We start from the raw sequence: 15,621 nt of genomic DNA, 5'->3' as shown, positions 1-15,621 counted from the left end.
CTACTAGTCTCATTGACAAGCGTACGCGCCGATCGGATGGTGCAAGGAGGCTTGCGATGAAACGGAAACAACTGGCCGTCGTGGTAGGCGCAATTCTGGGGCTATCACTCGGTGTACCTTCCTATGTGTTCGGGCAGGAGCAGGGCGTGAGCGACCCTGCTACCGAGCAGCAGCCGACGTCGGAGCAGACGTCCGGCGACATCATGAACATGACCGTCAGCGAGCTGAAAGGCGAGACCATCTATAACGCCGCGGGTGAAGAGCTCGGATCCGTTGACAGTGTCGTGACAGACTTGGATCAACAGCTCAGTGTGGTGCTTTCGGTTGGTGGATTCCTGGGGATCGGTAGTACCAAGGTAGCGATTCCAGTTTCGCAGCTGCATCGCACCGGCGATCGGATTGCTACCAACACCTCAGCTTCTGCTGACGCCTTGGCCGAATCCTCCGCCTTCAATGAAAACGCATACGACGAAGTCTCTGGCGATATGCGACTGGCAGATGCCACTCAACAGGATCAGGTCGCCCAACAGGAACAGCAGGCTCAACAGGAACAGCAGCCTCAACAGGAGCAGCAGGCCCAACAGGAACAGCCGATGGCGGCTCAGCCGCCGACGGCCGAGGTCGAAGCAGAATTGGCGGCATTCGAAACGCTGGACACGGATAGCGACGGCTTTATCAGCAGGCAGGAGTCTGGAGTGAGCAGGCCCTTGTCGGAGAAATGGCTGTCAGTCGACATTGATGCCGACGGCCGGGTCGACGAGACCGAATTCAGTGCCTTTGAAGCCGGTTACCGTGCTCACGTCCAGGCGCGGCAGGGGACCTCACAACAGCAGTCCCGGGGACAGCCGGAATCAGACACCCGGGACTCTCAAGAGCTGGCAAGTTTTTCCGAACTGGATAAGAACGACGACGGCTATTTGAGCGAGCAGGAAGTCGAGGAACATGAGCGGCTCGCCGAGAACTGGGAACAGGCCGACGCCAATAACGATGGCCAACTCGATCAGGCGGAATTCAGCGCTTTCGAGAGCGCCCTTCGACCTGACCGGTCCACACAACGTGAGCGGCCCGAAGATCGCCCGTCCAGCGGCTTGGGGCAGGAGTAATCTTACTAAATTCATCTGTTAGGTGAATGCCCGGCTCAGGCCGGGTTTTTTTTTGTTTGATGATCTTCGCTGTGATCTGCACGGAGAAATGTGGCAATTTCGGGCAGGGCATTTATACTTTGCTAGTCGCTATGCCTAAAACAATTCTCGTGATATAACTGCTATGCAGTTCACAAAAATACAAAGGAGTGACCACATGGATCCCACGTTTGATGTACCGCAAGTAATTACCTTCGCCGCCATTGCGGTCATGGGCTACTGCTTGTGGTTGGTATTCAACCTGAAGGGCCGTATCCCCGGAGGTATCGTTGGCAAAAGCTGGGACACCTTACTGTGGTTAGTGGGCTTATTTGCTGTGGGCTATATCAGTACGCCCTTTTTTAGCGCCATGCCGGAAAGCATCTTGCGGCTTGTCGTCGCCTGTATCTTCTTCTTTGGCGCAATTTACGTCTTGATCACTGTCAAGCTGATCTATCGCGTAATCCAGGAGGTAATGGACTGATGGACAAGGCGGCCATCGTCCGCAAAACCCACAAGGGGGAAGAAGAGCTCCGCTCGCGAGCCCACGGTCTCGCCAAAGAATTGCGGCATGTCCTCATTCTGGTGGATGGGCGCTCTTCGGTCGAGCAGTTGGCTGAGAAGGGGGGAGAGGACTGGGATGTGCAGGGTCGGTTGGTAGAACTGGCCCGGGAAGGATTTGTCAGTATCGACGGCATGTCAGCTGAGGTGCTTGAATCCGATATCGCAGGCATTCGCGACCAGCTGGTACTGATTGCCCAGGATGTGCTGGGTGAAGATGCCACAAAAGTAGTGCAGAAGCTCAATGCCGCTCCCGAGACCCGCGAGGGATTGCTCAAAGTCACTGCCCAATGCAAGAAGCTGGTACTGCTGCTGATCGACGAAGACAAGGCGGAGGAACTCGAGCGCCGCTGTCAGGGGGCACTCGCGGTCCTCTGAGTTGGTGATTGGCGACGGCCTGGTTCGGAGGGCGTTTACAAGCGGTTGTCGCGGAGATCGCGCATGGCAGCGTACTGCTCAAGCGGGATTCCGGCGCTGACAAAGTCGAAGGCGTCCGGGTAGCCGCTGGCGGCCTCCGCACGCTTTTCGGCCTCCCTGCACCATAAGGTCGCCCAGGCTGCGGGGTTGGAATCGGATCCCGACGACTCCAATGCCGCCGCCCGCGCCAGTGCCTGACGGAAACCGCTGCGGGAAAGGTTTCGGTGCACAGCAGCAACAGCGGCCGGATCCCGTCGCCGCACGCCCTCGGCAAGGGATTCGGCAGCCTCGTCGACCACAGCTTGTGAGGCAGCTTCCAGGTGCTCTGCAAGACGCTCCCTGATAGCCGGGTAAGCGCTTGATGCCTTGTCTCCCGGTTCGGCAGTTTCCGCCAGGAACGTCTGCAATGCCGCCAGCCCTGCCACTGCCCGGCGTGCCGTCGCGGAGGAGCGGCGCAGTCGTTCGCAGAATGCGTCAATGCCGTCAGGCGTGATGGTTAACCGGAAAGGCTGGTCGGGTTTCATCGCTGGTCCTGCCTGCGGCGCCTTGCGGTGTTTCCACGCAAACCTGTGCTGCGCACCGGCGGGCCGGAGGCCCGCCGGGAAAGTTACCGAGGGGCGGGGGTTTCGGTGAATTCTTCCCCGGATGCCGGGGGAAGCCATGCAATATCGATGATAGCGCGGTTGGCCTGGAATGGCACGCGAGACCTGCAGCCGGGGCACTGGAACTCCCGGTAGTCGCTACGCGCATCGATCATTGCCATCCCCAGCCCGACGGTTCCCTGCGTTCCGCAGGAGGGACAGACAATGTCTTCTGTTTTTCTGATTCCCGACATGGCGGCTTTCCTCTCTTCGAACCACTATGCAACAGTAGCAGAAGATGTCCAATATTTTTGGCAAGATTTGCCGGGAACTGGTACCGATAATGCGTGAGTTAACGCGAAATATTCTTGTTTAGCGTTGATCACGTCCGACCCAGGGCAGTGTGACGGACGGAGGGAAATCGCGATGGGCCGTGCAATCCTGGTGGTAGACGGGTCCAGCGTGGCGCAAGCCGTGCTGAGGTCGTACCTTAGAAAGGAACTAATGGAAGCAGAGGTAGATATCGCCGCTACCGGTGAACAGGCCCTGCAACTGCTGGAGGCGCGTCAGGAGCCGTTTGGCCTGATCACTACTGCGCTGCAGTTGCCGGATATGGATGGCCTCGATCTCTGTTTGCATATCCGGCAGAGCCGTCGGCACGGCCGGGCGCCTGTCGTGGTGGTCTCGTCAGACGCCGATGAACGGCTGAAACGCGGTGGTTTTCAGGCCGGTGTCACGGAATACTTCGATAAATCCCGCGGTATCGAGGCCCTGGGCGGCTTTATCAAGGAGTTCGTGCAGCGTAGCCCGGGATATGTTGGTCGCGTTCTCTATGTGGAGGACTCCAGGACCGCATCCGCCTGGGGGTGCAGGGCCATGGTGCGCCAGGGACTGGACGTTGAACACGTCACCTCGGCGGAAATGGCGATGCAGCGCTTGAACGAAGCGGACAGTGGGCTTCCCGACCTGGTGGTGACGGACTACTTCCTCAGTGGCAAGGCGACGGGCGAGGACCTGCTGCGCTACGTTCGGCAGGAGTGTCGATGTTCACCCCAGGAGTTGCCGGTACTGGTAGTCACCGGAAACTCCCATAGCGGACGGCATGCTGAAGTCTTGCATCGCGGTGCAAACGACTTCATCGAAAAACCCATCATTGAAGAGATCCTCATCGCACGTATTCGTTCGTTGCTCATGGTCAGCCAGACCTTTGCCACCATGAGGCGCCAGAGCGAGGCGATGCGCCTGATGGCCTTCAGCGACAGCCTCACGGGGACTCGTAACAAACGCTACTTGCTCGACTTCGGTGAGGAGTTCATGGCTGACCGCAAGGGATCTGTCGTGGTACTGCTGAATGATATCGATCACTTCAAGCACATTAATGACACCTATGGACACCTCACCGGTGACCGGATTCTGGAGGCTATAGGCCGTCTGTTGCGAGGCATGTTCCCCGAGTCGGAAGGACACCTCGTTGCCCGGTTCGGAGGCGAAGAGTTCGTCACGCTGCTTGGCGCCACCGCGCCAGACGAGGGTCTCCAGGCGGCGGAGAAATTCCGCCACGCACTTTCCGAACTGCATCCCGAGGGGATAAAGGTAACCACCACCGTGGGTGTCGCCGATACCGAGCGGCACGGAACGGATCTTGCTCGGCTTATCGCTATGGCCGATGAGGCCCTTTATCAGGGGAAAACGGCCGGTCGTGACCGTGTCCATTGCGCGCTGACAGAACCGCTTGAGCTAGTTTGACCCATGCGTCTGTAGCGGTCTCAACTCCAGTTCCGCGTGCAGTCCAGGTGGCCCCAGACCCGCTCCATTCCCGGGAGCCCGTCTTCCAGCATGATATTCACCGGTGCCTGCCCGAATTGGCGGTTGTTCGGGTTGGAGAGCCAGAAACCCGGCATGAGCGGATTACGCGGAAAGATCAGGTGTAGCGCCTCCTGGATGCCGATGATGTGGCGAGCGCGATCAATGAGCTCAGCTTCCTGGGGAAATGGCGTCGTACCCTGGCGGTACTGATTGAGATGACGCGGGCGGGTATCGCCAGGCATACCGAGAACGGCGAGTTGCTGTTCGCCATCCAGTTTCCAGTCGTCGAGGATAGCCATGACGATGGGCGCCAGCCGGCGGCGCTCTTCATAGTTGAGTTCCAAAACCAATCTTTCTCTGTCGGGTCCGCAGTAGCGGGACATGAATTTCACTCCATTATCGGCTGCCATTTGTAATGGGTCAAAATCGATGTGTGTACGCCGCAGATGCGGAGGTGGAGGTTTTTACCCAAAAACTTGGTTCGTTGAAGAGGGAGAACTACGCTCAAACATAAATTCAACGATTGGTTCACCATGGAAAAGTGCATCGAGACCAGCGACGTCGCGCGCTGCTCTGTCCCCGAGTGCGTCTATAACCGAAGCGCCCGCTGCTATGCCGGGGCCATTACTGTCGGCAGCGGCGATCTACCGGAGTGTGACACCTTTCATACAGCCAATGACCGGGTCCCGCCGCGGCCCCATACTGCCGGCGTAGGTGCTTGCAAGAGCAACGAATGCCGCTACAACGATGATTACGAATGTACTGCGGAGCGGGTCTACATTGGCTGGGTCGATGACTTCCACTTTATTGGGTGTCTCACCTATGCGCAGACGGCGCGGTAGAAAAGTACCCCGCGGCGGGGCACCACGTCTTCGGGTACGTTCAGCGGTCGATAGGCTGCTAGACTTCGGTCTGCAGGGAGTTAACACGACAAGGAGATGGTTATCATGAAGATTACAGTCGAAATGCCAAATGTGTCGGAGTGTCAGGTTTCCGAGTGTGTCTATAACCTTGAGCAGGCGTGTCACGCACGTGCCATCACCGTGGGCGATGGCGTAAAACCGGGGTGTGACACCTACTTCAAGGCCGGAAGTCATGTGAAAAGGGCCTCCGAGATCGCCGGCGTCGGGGCATGCAAGGTCAATGGCTGCCAGTACAACGACGATTTCGAATGCCAAGCCGCAAATATCCAGGTGGGTTTCGCCGGAGACAGCATCGACTGCCTGACCTTCTCGCCGCGATAGTGATCAGCGCCGTCCCTGAATTGACTGCGGGGCGGCGCCTTTCCATAATCGGAGTGACCCTCGGACACGCAAGCGGCCCATGCAATCCCTCACTTCTTCCCAGCAGTTCGACGCCTTCGTGGAGCAGCATCCCGCCGTTTTAATCTACTTTTCGAGCTCCGGCTGCGGTGTTTGTAATGCGCTCAAACCGCGGGTGCGGGCAATGGTGGAGGAGGAATTCCCTGAACTGATGCTGGCCGAAGTGGATTGTGAAGCGAGTCCCGAACTTGCGGCCCAACACGGCGTCTTTACAGTACCGACCGTGACCGTCTGGTTCGAACAGCATGAAACCACCCGCAAGTCACGGGCCTTCAGCATCGGTGAACTTCAGATGGAGATGGAGCGACCCTACGCGCTGATGTTCGAGGTGTGAACCGAACACCCGAAGTGCCACGAGAAAAAAGAGAGGGGGGCCGAAGCCCCCCTTGCTGGTGTCAATGATGTTTACAACGGCTTCTTCAGGGTAAAGGCGCCGCGGATATCCCCGGCCTGGAAGCCTCGCGCCTCATCGGACGGATACAGCTCGTCGAGCTTGTCCGCGACGGCAGGTGACAGTTCGGCTCCGTGGCATTTCAGGCAAACCTCGCCGGTCGGGATGGCTTTCATGAAGCGAAAGACCTTCTGGCCGTCCTCTTCGACGGTTTCATGATAAGCCATAGGCTTGACCGGCTCACCCGCCGCTTTTCGTGCCTCGAACTTCTCCAGTACTCCTTGCTCCCAGGCATCGGGGGCATTGTCGGGATTACGCAACTTGAGGCTGGTCCGGGCGACGCTCCAGCCGCTGTCGTCCGTATGCTTCTTTGCAATTGCGGGTGCCACCCGATTGCAGACACCGATAGCATTGACCGGTCCGCCGGCTTTCATAGCGGATTTTAGCTCGCCTTTCAGGTCGCCCATGAATTGCTTGATAATCACTTTGCTCTCACCCGCCAGCTCGCCGGTATGGTCTTCGGCAATGGTAGTGCTGAATGGCAGGCAGCAAAGCAGCGCTGCACCGAATGCTCGCTTCATCAGTATTCCCCCTTTTCCTTCCCTTTTATAAGTGAACAAAGATAAACGGTGTTTGCCACGGAATTCAAGGTGTGAGGCGTTTCAACGCTGCATAAACTCGGCAGACCTCCCTGTCGCTCTTCTGCAGCCGGCCTACCGGTGTGGGTACGATGGACTACTAGGCCAGGGCGGCCTCCAGTTCGGCAAAGGTTTTGGCGATCTCAGTGGTCTCGATTGCCACACCCAACTGCTTGCCAATCTGTTTGGTGGAGAAAATGCCACGGACGCTCTGCCTACCGTCTGCGTCCCGATCCACCACCAAAGCGTGTTGACGACCGACCCGTTTGAGGGTTTCCACGATGTCGCCGACCCGCGCCGTGTTGACGTCCTCCAGATAAAGCACCTCGATCCGTTCGCGCGGGGTCATGATATCGCGTACGAAAATATCCTTGCGCTTGCCGCCCACCTCTTTCAGGTACTGCATGGGGCGCTCCCCCTTCAGATCGGTGGAGGTGATGATGCCGAGAATGCTGTTGTGCTGGTCCGTCACCAGGAGCAGCCGCACGTTACTGGCGATCATCCGTTCTTCCACGGCTTCCAGTGTCGCGCAAGGGCCGATGGTCATGGCGGCGACCTGGGTCAGATCCGTCATCACCTCGAGGGCCGCACTCTCCCTGCATACCCGTTCGGGAAGGCGCTGTGACGGACGATGATAACCGGTGTCGGAATCGAGACTGCTATAGGGTAGCGGACGATAAATACTGGTCATGGGCGACTCCTTCCATCGATTTTGTGCTTGTCAGTAGCGACATTTAATGAATAAGTCACTCCGTCTGTGATTGCAAACACTTATATTTGTTGCGTTCATTAATGTTTTGAATATTAAGGTATAGAGGAATAGTGATGCTGTGCGGGGGAGGTGCGGCGCGGCGGGAGAGGGAGTGGGAAAAAGCAAAAGGCCGGGATTCCGGCCTTTTGCCTGGTGTCGGGACCTGCCTATTTGGTGACCGCGTCTTTGAGTGCCTTCAGCGGGGCAACCTTGATGACGTTGCGGGCCGGTTTGGCCTTTACGGTGATCTCTTCGCCGGTGAACGGCGAAAGCATTTTGCGGGACTTGGTGGCCGGTTTCTTGATACGACGGATCTTTACGCCGCTATCGGGAATGGTGAACTCCCCGGAGCCGCGCTTTTTCATGTGCCCTTCGATCAGGTTGGACAGGGAACCGAAGACTGCAGCAACGTCTTTTTTGGTCAGGCCCGTATCTTCAGCAATCGAGTTGATGATCTGGGTCTTGGTCTGCTTGGTGGGAATCGCCTTCGCATTGGGTTTTGCGACGCTTTTCTTGACGGTGGCTTTCTTGGGGCTGGCCTTCGGGGCGGCTTTTTTCTTCGCGGAAGTCTTCTTCACTGCCATCATTGTTTCTCCGTCATCATGAATCGAGAACAACTCCGATGAGCTGTTTCTGACCCGATTTTGAAGTCGAATAATGCAAATGACAAGGAAAAAACAGGGTTTTATCGCTTTTTAGCTTCTTTGCCATGGATGAGGGATGTGGTTAGATTGCCGTTTCACCGACCGGAGGACGAACGTGATCACGACCTTGGAAATCGAAACACCTGGACAGGGTCTGTACCTTTTTACCGACAAGGTGGCAGCGCTGGTCGGTCAGTGGGGGATGGAAGACGGGCTTTGCACCCTGTTGATACAGCATACGTCCGCAAGCCTCGTCATCCAGGAAAACGCTGATCCCTCGGCGCGTCGGGACCTGGAGAACTGGCTGAACCGCTTGGTGGCAGAAGGTGATGCGCTGTTCAGTCATATCCTGGAGGGGCCGGATGATATGCCCTCCCACATCAAGTCGGCCCTCACGGCCACCAGTCTCGGTATTCCGGTCATCAGCGGTCGTCTGGCGCTCGGTACCTGGCAGGGAATTTATCTTTGGGAGCATCGGCACCAGCCCCAGCTGCGCCGGGTTGTTGTGCATGTGGGCTAAGGCCCGGTTGGTGTTTTCGGCCACGGGTTGCCAAAACCGGGACGGGTTCCATGATTGATGTCGTGATCCAGGCGGGCGCCCTGATACTGCTCGGCGTGCTCTGGCGCGTGTGGTCGCCGAGTGGTCTGGAGGGGGATACCCTGCGGCACAGCCTGACCACCCTGGTCTATGTATTGCTGCTGCCGGCACTGGCGCTGGTGGTCCTGTGGAAGGCCCCGTTGGGGACAGAAGCGCTCACGGTGGCGGGTCTGGCCTTTGCCGGTCTGGCGGTCGGATTCGGGAGTGCCTGGGCCTGGTATCGGTTTCGCTCCGTTTCGCGCCCCCAGATGGGTGCGCTGCTGCTTGCCGCGACCTTTCCCAATGCGACCTATATGGGACTCCCGGTGCTGGAGGTAACCCTGGGGCCCTGGGCACGCAGTATTGCCATTCAGTATGACCTGTTCGCCTGTACACCCGTCTTGTTGAGCGCCGGGGTGCTGATGGCGGCCCGGTATGGCGATGCGGTTGAACCCATCCATCCGCTACGGATGCTGATGCGTGTGCCGCCGCTGTGGGGGGCGCTGGCAGGTGTTTTGCTAAACCTCGGGGGCGTACCCCTGCCCGATTTGCTCGACGGTCTCCTCGAGCTACTGGGTAGCGCTGTCGTGCCTCTGATGCTGTTTTCCATCGGGCTGGGCCTGCGCTGGATGGGAAGCGGAACACGCATGCTGGGCCAGCTCTGGCCGGTGCTGGTGATCCAGCTGCTGCTGACGCCGGCGGTGATTTGGTGGGCAACCGGCATGCTTGCGATGGGAGAAGGCCTCCGGGCCGGTATTGTCCTGGAGGCGGCGATGCCGAGCATGGTACTGGGCATCGTCCTGTGTGATCGCTACCGTCTGGACGTGGCGCTCTATGCCATGGCCGTGACGCTCAGCACCGCATTGAGCCTGATCACGTTGCCCTTCTGGTTCGGGATGACGGGCGCCTAGTTGAAAACGCCCCCTCCCTCGGGGAGAGGGCGTTTTCCAGCGGCCGCGGGGAACCTCATCGTGCTGCTTATTTCTCGTCGAACAGCTCCGCCCCATAGCCTTCACTGTTGGCAATATGCAATCGGAACAGTTCCGAAAAGTTATCGATTACGGATTCCTTTACCGTGTCTCGGGCGAGCAGACGCTGCGACCAGGCCTCCACTCTGGGAAGTCCCTGCAGCAGTGCTAGCGGGTGCCAGTTTTCGAGCAGCTGGCTTCGCATGAAAAGGGGGGCATAGGCGGCATCGATCAGGTTGAAAGTGTCGCCGTTGAAGAACGGCCCGGCGATATGGGTTTCGAGTTTGGCCAGATTGTCTTTCAACGCCTTCAGTTTCTGCTCGAAGCTCTCTGCATCCGGTGACCGGATCATCTGGAACTGGCCCATGAAGAGCTCCGAACCGAATTCCATCCACGCCCGGTTGAGCGCCTTGCGCAACGGATCGGACGGATGCAGCGAGGGTGGATTGACCTCGTCGAGGTATTCCATGATGACCGCCGACTCGAAGATCGACTGCTCGCCCACCCGCAGCACCGGTACCTTTCCGAGCGGGGATATCTCCTTGAACCAGCCTGGCGGGCTATTGAGATCGATATAGGTGATGTCGTAGTCGACGCCCTTCTCCTTGAGAAGGATTACCGAACGCTGGACGAACGGACAGAGCTTGAAGCTGATCAACTGCGGTTTCATCGTGCCTCCTGCAGATTACGGACTCGGATTGGGATAGCGGGAGTGAATGGCCTCGATCCCCTCGAGAACTTCCGGTGGCAGGGCGAGGCCGGCACTTTCAATATTGCTCTTCAACTGCTCCATGGTCGTGGCGCCGATGATGTTGCTGGTGAGAAAGGGGCGACTGTTCACGAACGCCAGGGCCATTTGGGCCGGGTCCAGGCCGTGTTCACGGGCAAGCGCAACATACTCCCGGGTAGCTGCGATCGCCTGCGGATTACTGTAGCGGTCGTAGTCGGGCCAACGTGTGAGGCGCGCCCCCTCGGGGTGTCCCTCCAGGTACTTTCCGGAAAGTACCCCGAACCCCAGCGGCGAATAGGCCAGCAGTCCGGTCTGCTCCCGGTGGGCGACTTCGGCCAGACCCACCTCGAAAATGCGGTTGAGAAGGTTGTAGGGATTCTGCACCGAAACAACGCGCGGCAGACCCAGGGTTTCGGTCAGCTGGATGAATTTCATGGCCCCCCAGGGCGTTTCATTGGAGAGGCCGACGTGGCGAATTTTTCCCGCCTTGACCTGATCGTCCAGGATAGAGAGGGTCTCGACGATGGGCACCGGAAGATCGTTTGGATCGTGCTCATAGCCGCGCTTCCCGAAGAAGTTGGTGTGCCGATCCGGCCAGTGCAGCTGATAGAGATCGATGTAGTCGGTCTTGAGCCGCTTCAGGCTGCCGTCCAGGGCCTTGACGATATTGTGCCTATCGAGCCGGGTCTGGCCGCCCCGGATATGGCTGATCCACTCGCCGCCGCGGCCCACCACCTTGCTGGCGAGGATGACCTCTTCGCGGCGGCCGGTCTGCTCCAGCCAGTTGCCGATGATCTCTTCGGTTCGGCCGTAGGTCTCGGCGCGCGGCGGAATCGCGTACAATTCCGCTGTGTCGACGAAATTGACCCCGTGATCGAGGGCATAGTCGAGCTGCTGGTGGCCCTCGGCCTCGCTGTTCTGCTCGCCCCAGGTCATGCTTCCCAGGCAGATGACCGAAACCTTGATGTCGGTACGTCCCAGACGGCGGTACTCCATAGCGGTTTCCTTTTGCAAGCGGCGTCAGGGCACCGCAGGTGCTTGTGTGTTTGGTTCAGGAACAGGGCGAACGCAAGGGAGCACGTCAAACGGCAGCCGGCTCTCCCGACTTGAAACCAATCCGGGTTCCCCGGTTCAAAACACGGTATCTTTGGCTCCCGGGGTGCAACCCGGGCCATTCGTATGCCTGTCTCTAACCCAAAATAGTGTAGCCAGCATAGCATGTCCAAGACCATACCCAAGGTAGGCTTCGTGAGCCTTGGCTGTCCCAAGGCCACAGTGGATTCCGAGCGGATCCTCACCCAATTGCGAGCCGAGGGATACCAGCTCAGCTCCAGCTATGACACCGCCGATCTGGTGGTGGTCAACACCTGCGGTTTTATCGACGCCGCGGTGGAGGAATCGCTGGAGACGATTGGTGACGCCCTGGCGGAGAATGGAAAGGTGATCGTCACCGGATGCCTGGGTGCCCGCGATGATACGATTCGGGCGGCCCACCCGCAGGTACTGGCGGTGACCGGACCTGACGCTCTCGATGAGGTGATGGAAGCGGTCCATGCCCATCTCCCGCCACAGCACGACCCGTTTACCGATCTCGTGCCACCCGGCGGGCTGAAGTTGACCCCGCGTCACTACGCCTACATCAAGATCGCCGAAGGCTGTAACCAGAGCTGCAGCTTCTGCATCATCCCGGGTATGCGGGGACGACTGGTCAGCCGCCCGGTGGGTGAGGTCCTGGATGAGGCGGAGCGCCTGGTGACAGCGGGGGTTCGGGAGCTGCTGGTGGTCTCCCAGGACACCGGCGCTTACGGAGTCGATGTGAAATACCGCACCGGGTTCTGGCAGGGACGTCCGGTGAAAAGCCGCATTACCGACCTGGCGCGGGGGCTGGGATCCCTGGGTATCTGGGTCCGCCTGCACTATCTCTACCCTTACCCGCACCTGGATGAGCTGCTGCCGTTGATGGCCGATGGGCTCATCCTTCCTTACCTGGATGTCCCTTTCCAACACGCCAGCCCGGGCCTGTTGAAGGCTATGCGACGGCCCGGCGATGTGGACGGACTGCTGCGACGCATCGACGGCTGGCGGGCCGCCGTACCGGACCTGACCCTGAGGAGTACTTTTATCGTCGGGTTCCCCGGCGAAACGGATAGCGATTTCGAACGGCTGCTGGAGTTCCTGCACGAGGCGCGTCTCGATCGGGTGGGGGCATTCGCCTATTCGCCGGTGGAGGGTGCCGCCGCCAACAAGCTCCCCGGAGCGGTTTCCGAGGAGCTCAAGGAGGAGCGGCTGGAGCGGTTCATGGATGTACAGGCGGCGATTAGTGCCGACCGGCTTCAGGAGAAGGTGGGGCGGCGCCTGACGGTGTTGGTGGAGGGGGCCGACGAGGAGTATGTCTACGCCCGTTCCAGGGGCGATGCTCCGGAGATCGACGGCATGGTGGTGGTGGATACCGATGCCGACGTCGAACCCGGCGAATTCCTCGAGGTAACGATCACTGCAGCCGACGAACACGATCTGTATGCGGTCCCGGTCCCGGACTGATTTTCGCGGCCCATAAAAAAGGCCCGCTGTGCGGGCCTTTCGAAGTCCCTGCCTATCGCCGGAAAATCAGGCGAGGTCGCGCATGGAACGGCTTTTTTCGATGATGCTGTGCATGATCGGCGCCAGGATGATTTCCATGGCCAGGCCCATCTTGCCGCCCGGCACCACGATGGTGTTGCGACGCGACATGAACGAGTCGTGGATCATGCTCAGCAGATAGGGGAAATCCACACCGAATTTCTTCGGATCGCGGAAGCGGATGACTACCAGGCTCTCGTCCGGCGTGGGGATATCGCGGGCGATGAACGGGTTGGAGGTATCCACGGTCGGCACACGCTGGAAGTTGATATCGGTGCGTGAGAACTGCGGGGTGATGTAGTGCACGTAATCATCCATGCGCCGCAGGATAGTGTCGACGATCGCCTCGGCACTGTAGCCGCGCTGGTCGTTGTCCCGGAAGATCTTCTGGATCCACTCCAGGTTGACGATGGGCACTACGCCGATCAGCAGATCGGTGAACTGTGATACGTCGATCTCACCGTCGGCGGCGCCGCCATGCAGTCCTTCGTAGAACAGCAGGTCGGTACCGGGCTTGATCTCTTCCCAAGGGGTGAATTCACCCGGGCCGAGGTCGGTACCCAGACGCTGATTGTGCTCGGCGGCCTCTTCGTCGCTATGCAGGTAGTAACGGCGACGGCAGGCACCGGTATCGCCGTAGGACTTGAAGGTTTCGGCAAGGGTGTCGAAGTGATTCGCCTCGGGTCCGAAATGGGACAGGTTTTTGCCCTCTTCCGCGAATTTGGCGATGGCCTCTTTCATTTCCTTGCGGTTGTAACGGTGATAGCTGTCACCCTCCACCACCACCGGGTTGATACTTTCACGGAAAAAGATGTGTTCGAACGCGTTCTTGACCGTTGTCGTGCCGGCACCGGATGACCCGGTCACCGCAATGACGGGATGCTTTTCAGACATAAGTGCACTCCTTCAGAGCCAATTTTTTTGAGGAAAATAACGTGAATAGCCAGACCGGATTTATTGGGTAATCGAAAAGGTCATACCGGCGAATCGACTTATTTTATATGACATCCGGCGCCCAAGTCTCGGCAAATCCTGCCAGAATGGCGACTGGGCGCCAAGATCGAAGACCAAGTCATTGATTTTGTTACGAGGCTGTCCTCGAGTGACGCTCATCCAGGGGCGTCGGCGCTAACATTGGTGTTGCAATGCGTGGGCACTATTCCCGGTTTATTGCGCGATAACCGATATCGTGGCGCAGATAAACCCCGTCCCAGCGAATACCTCCGGCTGCACGGTAGGCTCGTTCCCGGGCGGCCGATACCGTCTCGCCCAATGCGGTGACGCAGAGTACCCGCCCGCCGCTGGTGACCACGGTACCATCTTTTTCAGCGGTGCCGGCGTGGAAGACCTTCACATCTTCGGCATCGGCGTCCTCGAGCCCTTCGATGATGTCGCCTTTACGATAGTTGCCGGGATAGCCGCCCGCCACCATAACCACACCGAGGGATGCCCGTGTATCCCAGCGGGCCTGTTCACCATCCAGACGGCCGTCGAGGGCGGCTTCGCAGTGGGCGACCAGATCCGACTGCATGCGCAGCATGATCGGCTGGGTTTCCGGGTCGCCGAAACGGCAGTTGTATTCGATGACTCTGGGTGTGCCGTCCGGGGTGATCATCAGGCCGGCGTAGAGGAACCCGGTATAGGGATGACCCTCGTCGGCCATGCCCTTGACCGTCGGCAGGATGACTTCAGCCATGATGCGGCGGTCCACGGCCTCGGTAACCACCGGGGCGGGGGAGTAGGCCCCCATTCCGCCGGTATTGGGTCCGGTATCGCCCTCACCAACCCGCTTGTGGTCCTGACTGGTGGCCATCGGCAGCACATGCTGCCCGTCGACCATGACGATGAAGCTGGCCTCTTCGCCCTCCAGAAACTCTTCAATCACCACCCGGTGGCCCGCCTCGCCAAAGGCGTTGCCCGAAAGCATGTCGCGGACAGCCGCTTCCGCCTCCTCCAGGCTCTGGGCAACGATAACCCCCTTGCCGGCAGCCAGCCCGTCGGCCTTGACGACGATGGGCGTCTCCCGCTCATGCAGGTAGTCAAGCGCGCTGTCGCAGTCGGTAAAGGTGCGGTAGGCGGCGCTGGGGATCCCGTGACGGGCAAGAAAATCCTTGCTGAAGGCCTTTGAGCCCTCCAGCCGGGCGGCCGCGCCGGTCGGCCCGAAGCAGCGCAGGCCGGCGTCCCGGAACTTGTCGACGATCCCCTGCACCAGCGGTGCCTCCGGGCCAACGATGGTCAGATCGGCCTTATCCGCCGCGAAGGCCAAAAGGGCGGGTATGTCCTCTGCCGCGATGGCTACATTCTCCAGCTTCGGCTCCCGCGCCGTGCCGGCATTGCCGGGGGCGACGTAAACACGCTCCACCCGCGGCGATTGCGCGACCTTCCACGCCAGGGCGTGCTCACGGCCACCGCCGCCGATTACCAATACCTTCATCAATTAAACTCACGCTGTTAAAGAAGGGGACGAGGGTCGAGATACGAGGTACGAGGGAGTG

Annotated in this window: 20 protein-coding genes; 10 read left to right on the top strand and 10 right to left on the bottom strand. The window is 59.3% G+C overall.

The features are described from left to right. Positions 1 to 56: 56 nt before the first annotated feature. The 3 genes from BLP65_RS03360 to BLP65_RS03350 all read left to right on the top strand — a co-directional run bounded on the left by BLP65_RS03360 (position 57) and on the right by BLP65_RS03350 (position 2,060). Positions 57 to 1,103, top strand: coding sequence for a PRC-barrel domain-containing protein (locus tag BLP65_RS03360; RefSeq protein WP_092992621.1), 1,047 nt, complete (start codon positions 57 to 59; stop codon positions 1,101 to 1,103). A gap of 196 nt (positions 1,104 to 1,299) precedes the next feature. Continuing rightward, on the top strand, positions 1,300 to 1,605 hold the full coding sequence (locus BLP65_RS03355; protein WP_092992619.1) for a hypothetical protein: 306 nt from the start codon (positions 1,300 to 1,302) through the stop codon (positions 1,603 to 1,605). Beyond that, the gene (locus tag BLP65_RS03350) at positions 1,605 to 2,060 is read left to right on the top strand and encodes a hypothetical protein (RefSeq protein ID WP_092992617.1); all 456 of its coding nucleotides are present in this window, start codon (positions 1,605 to 1,607) and stop codon (positions 2,058 to 2,060) included. Before BLP65_RS03355 ends, BLP65_RS03350 begins: the two co-directional genes overlap by 1 nt. Positions 2,061 to 2,095: 35 nt before the next feature. On the opposite strand, the gene BLP65_RS03345 is transcribed toward BLP65_RS03350, so the two are convergent. Further along, the gene (locus tag BLP65_RS03345) at positions 2,096 to 2,623 is read right to left on the bottom strand and encodes a hypothetical protein (RefSeq protein ID WP_092992615.1); all 528 of its coding nucleotides are present in this window, start codon (positions 2,621 to 2,623) and stop codon (positions 2,096 to 2,098) included. Between the two features lie 83 nt (positions 2,624 to 2,706). After that, on the bottom strand, positions 2,707 to 2,934 hold the full coding sequence (locus tag BLP65_RS03340; RefSeq protein WP_092992613.1) for a hypothetical protein: 228 nt from the start codon (positions 2,932 to 2,934) through the stop codon (positions 2,707 to 2,709). Between the two features lie 172 nt (positions 2,935 to 3,106). Here BLP65_RS03340 and BLP65_RS03335 point away from each other — a divergent pair, with 172 nt between their 5' ends. After that, positions 3,107 to 4,426 (top strand): GGDEF domain-containing response regulator, encoded by a 1,320-nt coding sequence (locus tag BLP65_RS03335; protein WP_092992611.1) that lies wholly within the window; start codon positions 3,107 to 3,109, stop codon positions 4,424 to 4,426. A gap of 20 nt (positions 4,427 to 4,446) precedes the next feature. Here BLP65_RS03335 and BLP65_RS03330 read toward each other — a convergent pair whose 3' ends face one another. After that, positions 4,447 to 4,869, bottom strand: a complete 423-nt coding sequence (locus BLP65_RS03330; RefSeq protein WP_092992608.1) for a hypothetical protein — start codon at positions 4,867 to 4,869, stop codon at positions 4,447 to 4,449. 150 nt (positions 4,870 to 5,019) lie between these two features. On the opposite strand from BLP65_RS03330, the gene BLP65_RS03325 reads away from it, so the two are divergent. The 3 genes from BLP65_RS03325 to BLP65_RS03315 all read left to right on the top strand — a co-directional run bounded on the left by BLP65_RS03325 (position 5,020) and on the right by BLP65_RS03315 (position 6,142). Then, a complete protein-coding gene (locus BLP65_RS03325; RefSeq protein ID WP_092992606.1) occupies positions 5,020 to 5,328 on the top strand; it encodes a DUF1540 domain-containing protein in 309 nt (102 codons plus the stop codon). A 105-nt stretch (positions 5,329 to 5,433) separates the two neighbouring features. Next, positions 5,434 to 5,730, top strand: coding sequence for a DUF1540 domain-containing protein (locus BLP65_RS03320; protein ID WP_175452418.1), 297 nt, complete (start codon positions 5,434 to 5,436; stop codon positions 5,728 to 5,730). A 79-nt stretch (positions 5,731 to 5,809) separates the two neighbouring features. Continuing rightward, positions 5,810 to 6,142 carry a thioredoxin family protein gene (locus BLP65_RS03315; RefSeq protein WP_092992604.1) on the top strand — a complete coding sequence of 111 codons (333 nt, stop codon included), beginning with the start codon at positions 5,810 to 5,812 and terminating at the stop codon, positions 6,140 to 6,142. A 71-nt stretch (positions 6,143 to 6,213) separates the two neighbouring features. On the opposite strand, the gene BLP65_RS03310 is transcribed toward BLP65_RS03315, so the two are convergent. The 3 genes from BLP65_RS03310 to BLP65_RS03300 all read right to left on the bottom strand — a co-directional run bounded on the left by BLP65_RS03310 (position 6,214) and on the right by BLP65_RS03300 (position 8,175). After that, positions 6,214 to 6,780 (bottom strand): Tll0287-like domain-containing protein, encoded by a 567-nt coding sequence (locus BLP65_RS03310; RefSeq protein WP_092992602.1) that lies wholly within the window; start codon positions 6,778 to 6,780, stop codon positions 6,214 to 6,216. 157 nt (positions 6,781 to 6,937) lie between these two features. Further along, positions 6,938 to 7,528, bottom strand: coding sequence for a CBS domain-containing protein (locus tag BLP65_RS03305; protein WP_092992600.1), 591 nt, complete (start codon positions 7,526 to 7,528; stop codon positions 6,938 to 6,940). A gap of 227 nt (positions 7,529 to 7,755) precedes the next feature. Next, positions 7,756 to 8,175, bottom strand: coding sequence for an HU family DNA-binding protein (locus BLP65_RS03300; protein WP_245688224.1), 420 nt, complete (start codon positions 8,173 to 8,175; stop codon positions 7,756 to 7,758). Positions 8,176 to 8,347: 172 nt separating this feature from the next. On the opposite strand from BLP65_RS03300, the gene BLP65_RS03295 reads away from it, so the two are divergent. Together BLP65_RS03295 and BLP65_RS03290 are read left to right on the top strand one after the other, a co-directional pair. Beyond that, positions 8,348 to 8,752, top strand: a complete 405-nt coding sequence (locus tag BLP65_RS03295; protein WP_092992598.1) for a secondary thiamine-phosphate synthase enzyme YjbQ — start codon at positions 8,348 to 8,350, stop codon at positions 8,750 to 8,752. A gap of 50 nt (positions 8,753 to 8,802) precedes the next feature. After that, positions 8,803 to 9,720: an AEC family transporter gene (locus tag BLP65_RS03290; protein ID WP_092992596.1), complete on the top strand. Its 918-nt coding sequence runs from the start codon at positions 8,803 to 8,805 to the stop codon at positions 9,718 to 9,720. A gap of 67 nt (positions 9,721 to 9,787) precedes the next feature. Here BLP65_RS03290 and BLP65_RS03285 read toward each other — a convergent pair whose 3' ends face one another. Together BLP65_RS03285 and BLP65_RS03280 are read right to left on the bottom strand one after the other, a co-directional pair. After that, positions 9,788 to 10,447: a glutathione S-transferase family protein gene (locus BLP65_RS03285; RefSeq protein ID WP_092992594.1), complete on the bottom strand. Its 660-nt coding sequence runs from the start codon at positions 10,445 to 10,447 to the stop codon at positions 9,788 to 9,790. 15 nt (positions 10,448 to 10,462) lie between these two features. Continuing rightward, the gene (locus BLP65_RS03280) at positions 10,463 to 11,503 is read right to left on the bottom strand and encodes an NADP(H)-dependent aldo-keto reductase (RefSeq protein WP_092992592.1); all 1,041 of its coding nucleotides are present in this window, start codon (positions 11,501 to 11,503) and stop codon (positions 10,463 to 10,465) included. 222 nt (positions 11,504 to 11,725) lie between these two features. Here BLP65_RS03280 and rimO point away from each other — a divergent pair, with 222 nt between their 5' ends. Beyond that, a complete protein-coding gene (gene rimO / locus BLP65_RS03275) occupies positions 11,726 to 13,048 on the top strand; it encodes a 30S ribosomal protein S12 methylthiotransferase RimO (protein WP_092992590.1) in 1,323 nt (440 codons plus the stop codon). A 66-nt stretch (positions 13,049 to 13,114) separates the two neighbouring features. Here the strand turns inward: rimO and BLP65_RS03270 are convergent, their stop codons facing one another. Together BLP65_RS03270 and purD are read right to left on the bottom strand one after the other, a co-directional pair. Continuing rightward, positions 13,115 to 14,020: a phosphoribulokinase gene (locus BLP65_RS03270; RefSeq protein WP_092992588.1), complete on the bottom strand. Its 906-nt coding sequence runs from the start codon at positions 14,018 to 14,020 to the stop codon at positions 13,115 to 13,117. Positions 14,021 to 14,282: 262 nt separating this feature from the next. Then, positions 14,283 to 15,560 (bottom strand): phosphoribosylamine--glycine ligase, encoded by a 1,278-nt coding sequence (gene purD, locus BLP65_RS03265; RefSeq protein WP_092992586.1) that lies wholly within the window; start codon positions 15,558 to 15,560, stop codon positions 14,283 to 14,285. Positions 15,561 to 15,621 lie beyond the last annotated feature (61 nt).

The organism is Thiohalomonas denitrificans, assembly GCF_900102855.1.
GTDB classification, from domain to species: domain Bacteria; phylum Pseudomonadota; class Gammaproteobacteria; order Thiohalomonadales; family Thiohalomonadaceae; genus Thiohalomonas; species Thiohalomonas denitrificans.
The sequence above is the reverse complement of the archived record's forward strand: the minus strand, read 5'-3'. Positions and strand labels throughout refer to the sequence as shown.

Coding starts and splice junctions, on each gene's coding strand:
- BLP65_RS03360 (WP_092992621.1), top strand. CDS start 57: ATGAAACGGAAACAACTGGCCGTCGTGGTAGGCGCAATTCTGGGGCTA.
- BLP65_RS03355 (WP_092992619.1), top strand. CDS start 1,300: ATGGATCCCACGTTTGATGTACCGCAAGTAATTACCTTCGCCGCCATT.
- BLP65_RS03350 (WP_092992617.1), top strand. CDS start 1,605: ATGGACAAGGCGGCCATCGTCCGCAAAACCCACAAGGGGGAAGAAGAG.
- BLP65_RS03345 (WP_092992615.1), bottom strand. CDS start 2,623: ATGAAACCCGACCAGCCTTTCCGGTTAACCATCACGCCTGACGGCATT.
- BLP65_RS03340 (WP_092992613.1), bottom strand. CDS start 2,934: ATGTCGGGAATCAGAAAAACAGAAGACATTGTCTGTCCCTCCTGCGGA.
- BLP65_RS03335 (WP_092992611.1), top strand. CDS start 3,107: ATGGGCCGTGCAATCCTGGTGGTAGACGGGTCCAGCGTGGCGCAAGCC.
- BLP65_RS03330 (WP_092992608.1), bottom strand. CDS start 4,869: ATGTCCCGCTACTGCGGACCCGACAGAGAAAGATTGGTTTTGGAACTC.
- BLP65_RS03325 (WP_092992606.1), top strand. CDS start 5,020: ATGGAAAAGTGCATCGAGACCAGCGACGTCGCGCGCTGCTCTGTCCCC.
- BLP65_RS03320 (WP_175452418.1), top strand. CDS start 5,434: ATGAAGATTACAGTCGAAATGCCAAATGTGTCGGAGTGTCAGGTTTCC.
- BLP65_RS03315 (WP_092992604.1), top strand. CDS start 5,810: ATGCAATCCCTCACTTCTTCCCAGCAGTTCGACGCCTTCGTGGAGCAG.
- BLP65_RS03310 (WP_092992602.1), bottom strand. CDS start 6,780: ATGAAGCGAGCATTCGGTGCAGCGCTGCTTTGCTGCCTGCCATTCAGC.
- BLP65_RS03305 (WP_092992600.1), bottom strand. CDS start 7,528: ATGACCAGTATTTATCGTCCGCTACCCTATAGCAGTCTCGATTCCGAC.
- BLP65_RS03300 (WP_245688224.1), bottom strand. CDS start 8,175: ATGATGGCAGTGAAGAAGACTTCCGCGAAGAAAAAAGCCGCCCCGAAG.
- BLP65_RS03290 (WP_092992596.1), top strand. CDS start 8,803: ATGATTGATGTCGTGATCCAGGCGGGCGCCCTGATACTGCTCGGCGTG.
- BLP65_RS03285 (WP_092992594.1), bottom strand. CDS start 10,447: ATGAAACCGCAGTTGATCAGCTTCAAGCTCTGTCCGTTCGTCCAGCGT.
- BLP65_RS03280 (WP_092992592.1), bottom strand. CDS start 11,503: ATGGAGTACCGCCGTCTGGGACGTACCGACATCAAGGTTTCGGTCATC.
- rimO (WP_092992590.1), top strand. CDS start 11,726: ATGTCCAAGACCATACCCAAGGTAGGCTTCGTGAGCCTTGGCTGTCCC.
- BLP65_RS03270 (WP_092992588.1), bottom strand. CDS start 14,020: ATGTCTGAAAAGCATCCCGTCATTGCGGTGACCGGGTCATCCGGTGCC.
- purD (WP_092992586.1), bottom strand. CDS start 15,560: ATGAAGGTATTGGTAATCGGCGGCGGTGGCCGTGAGCACGCCCTGGCG.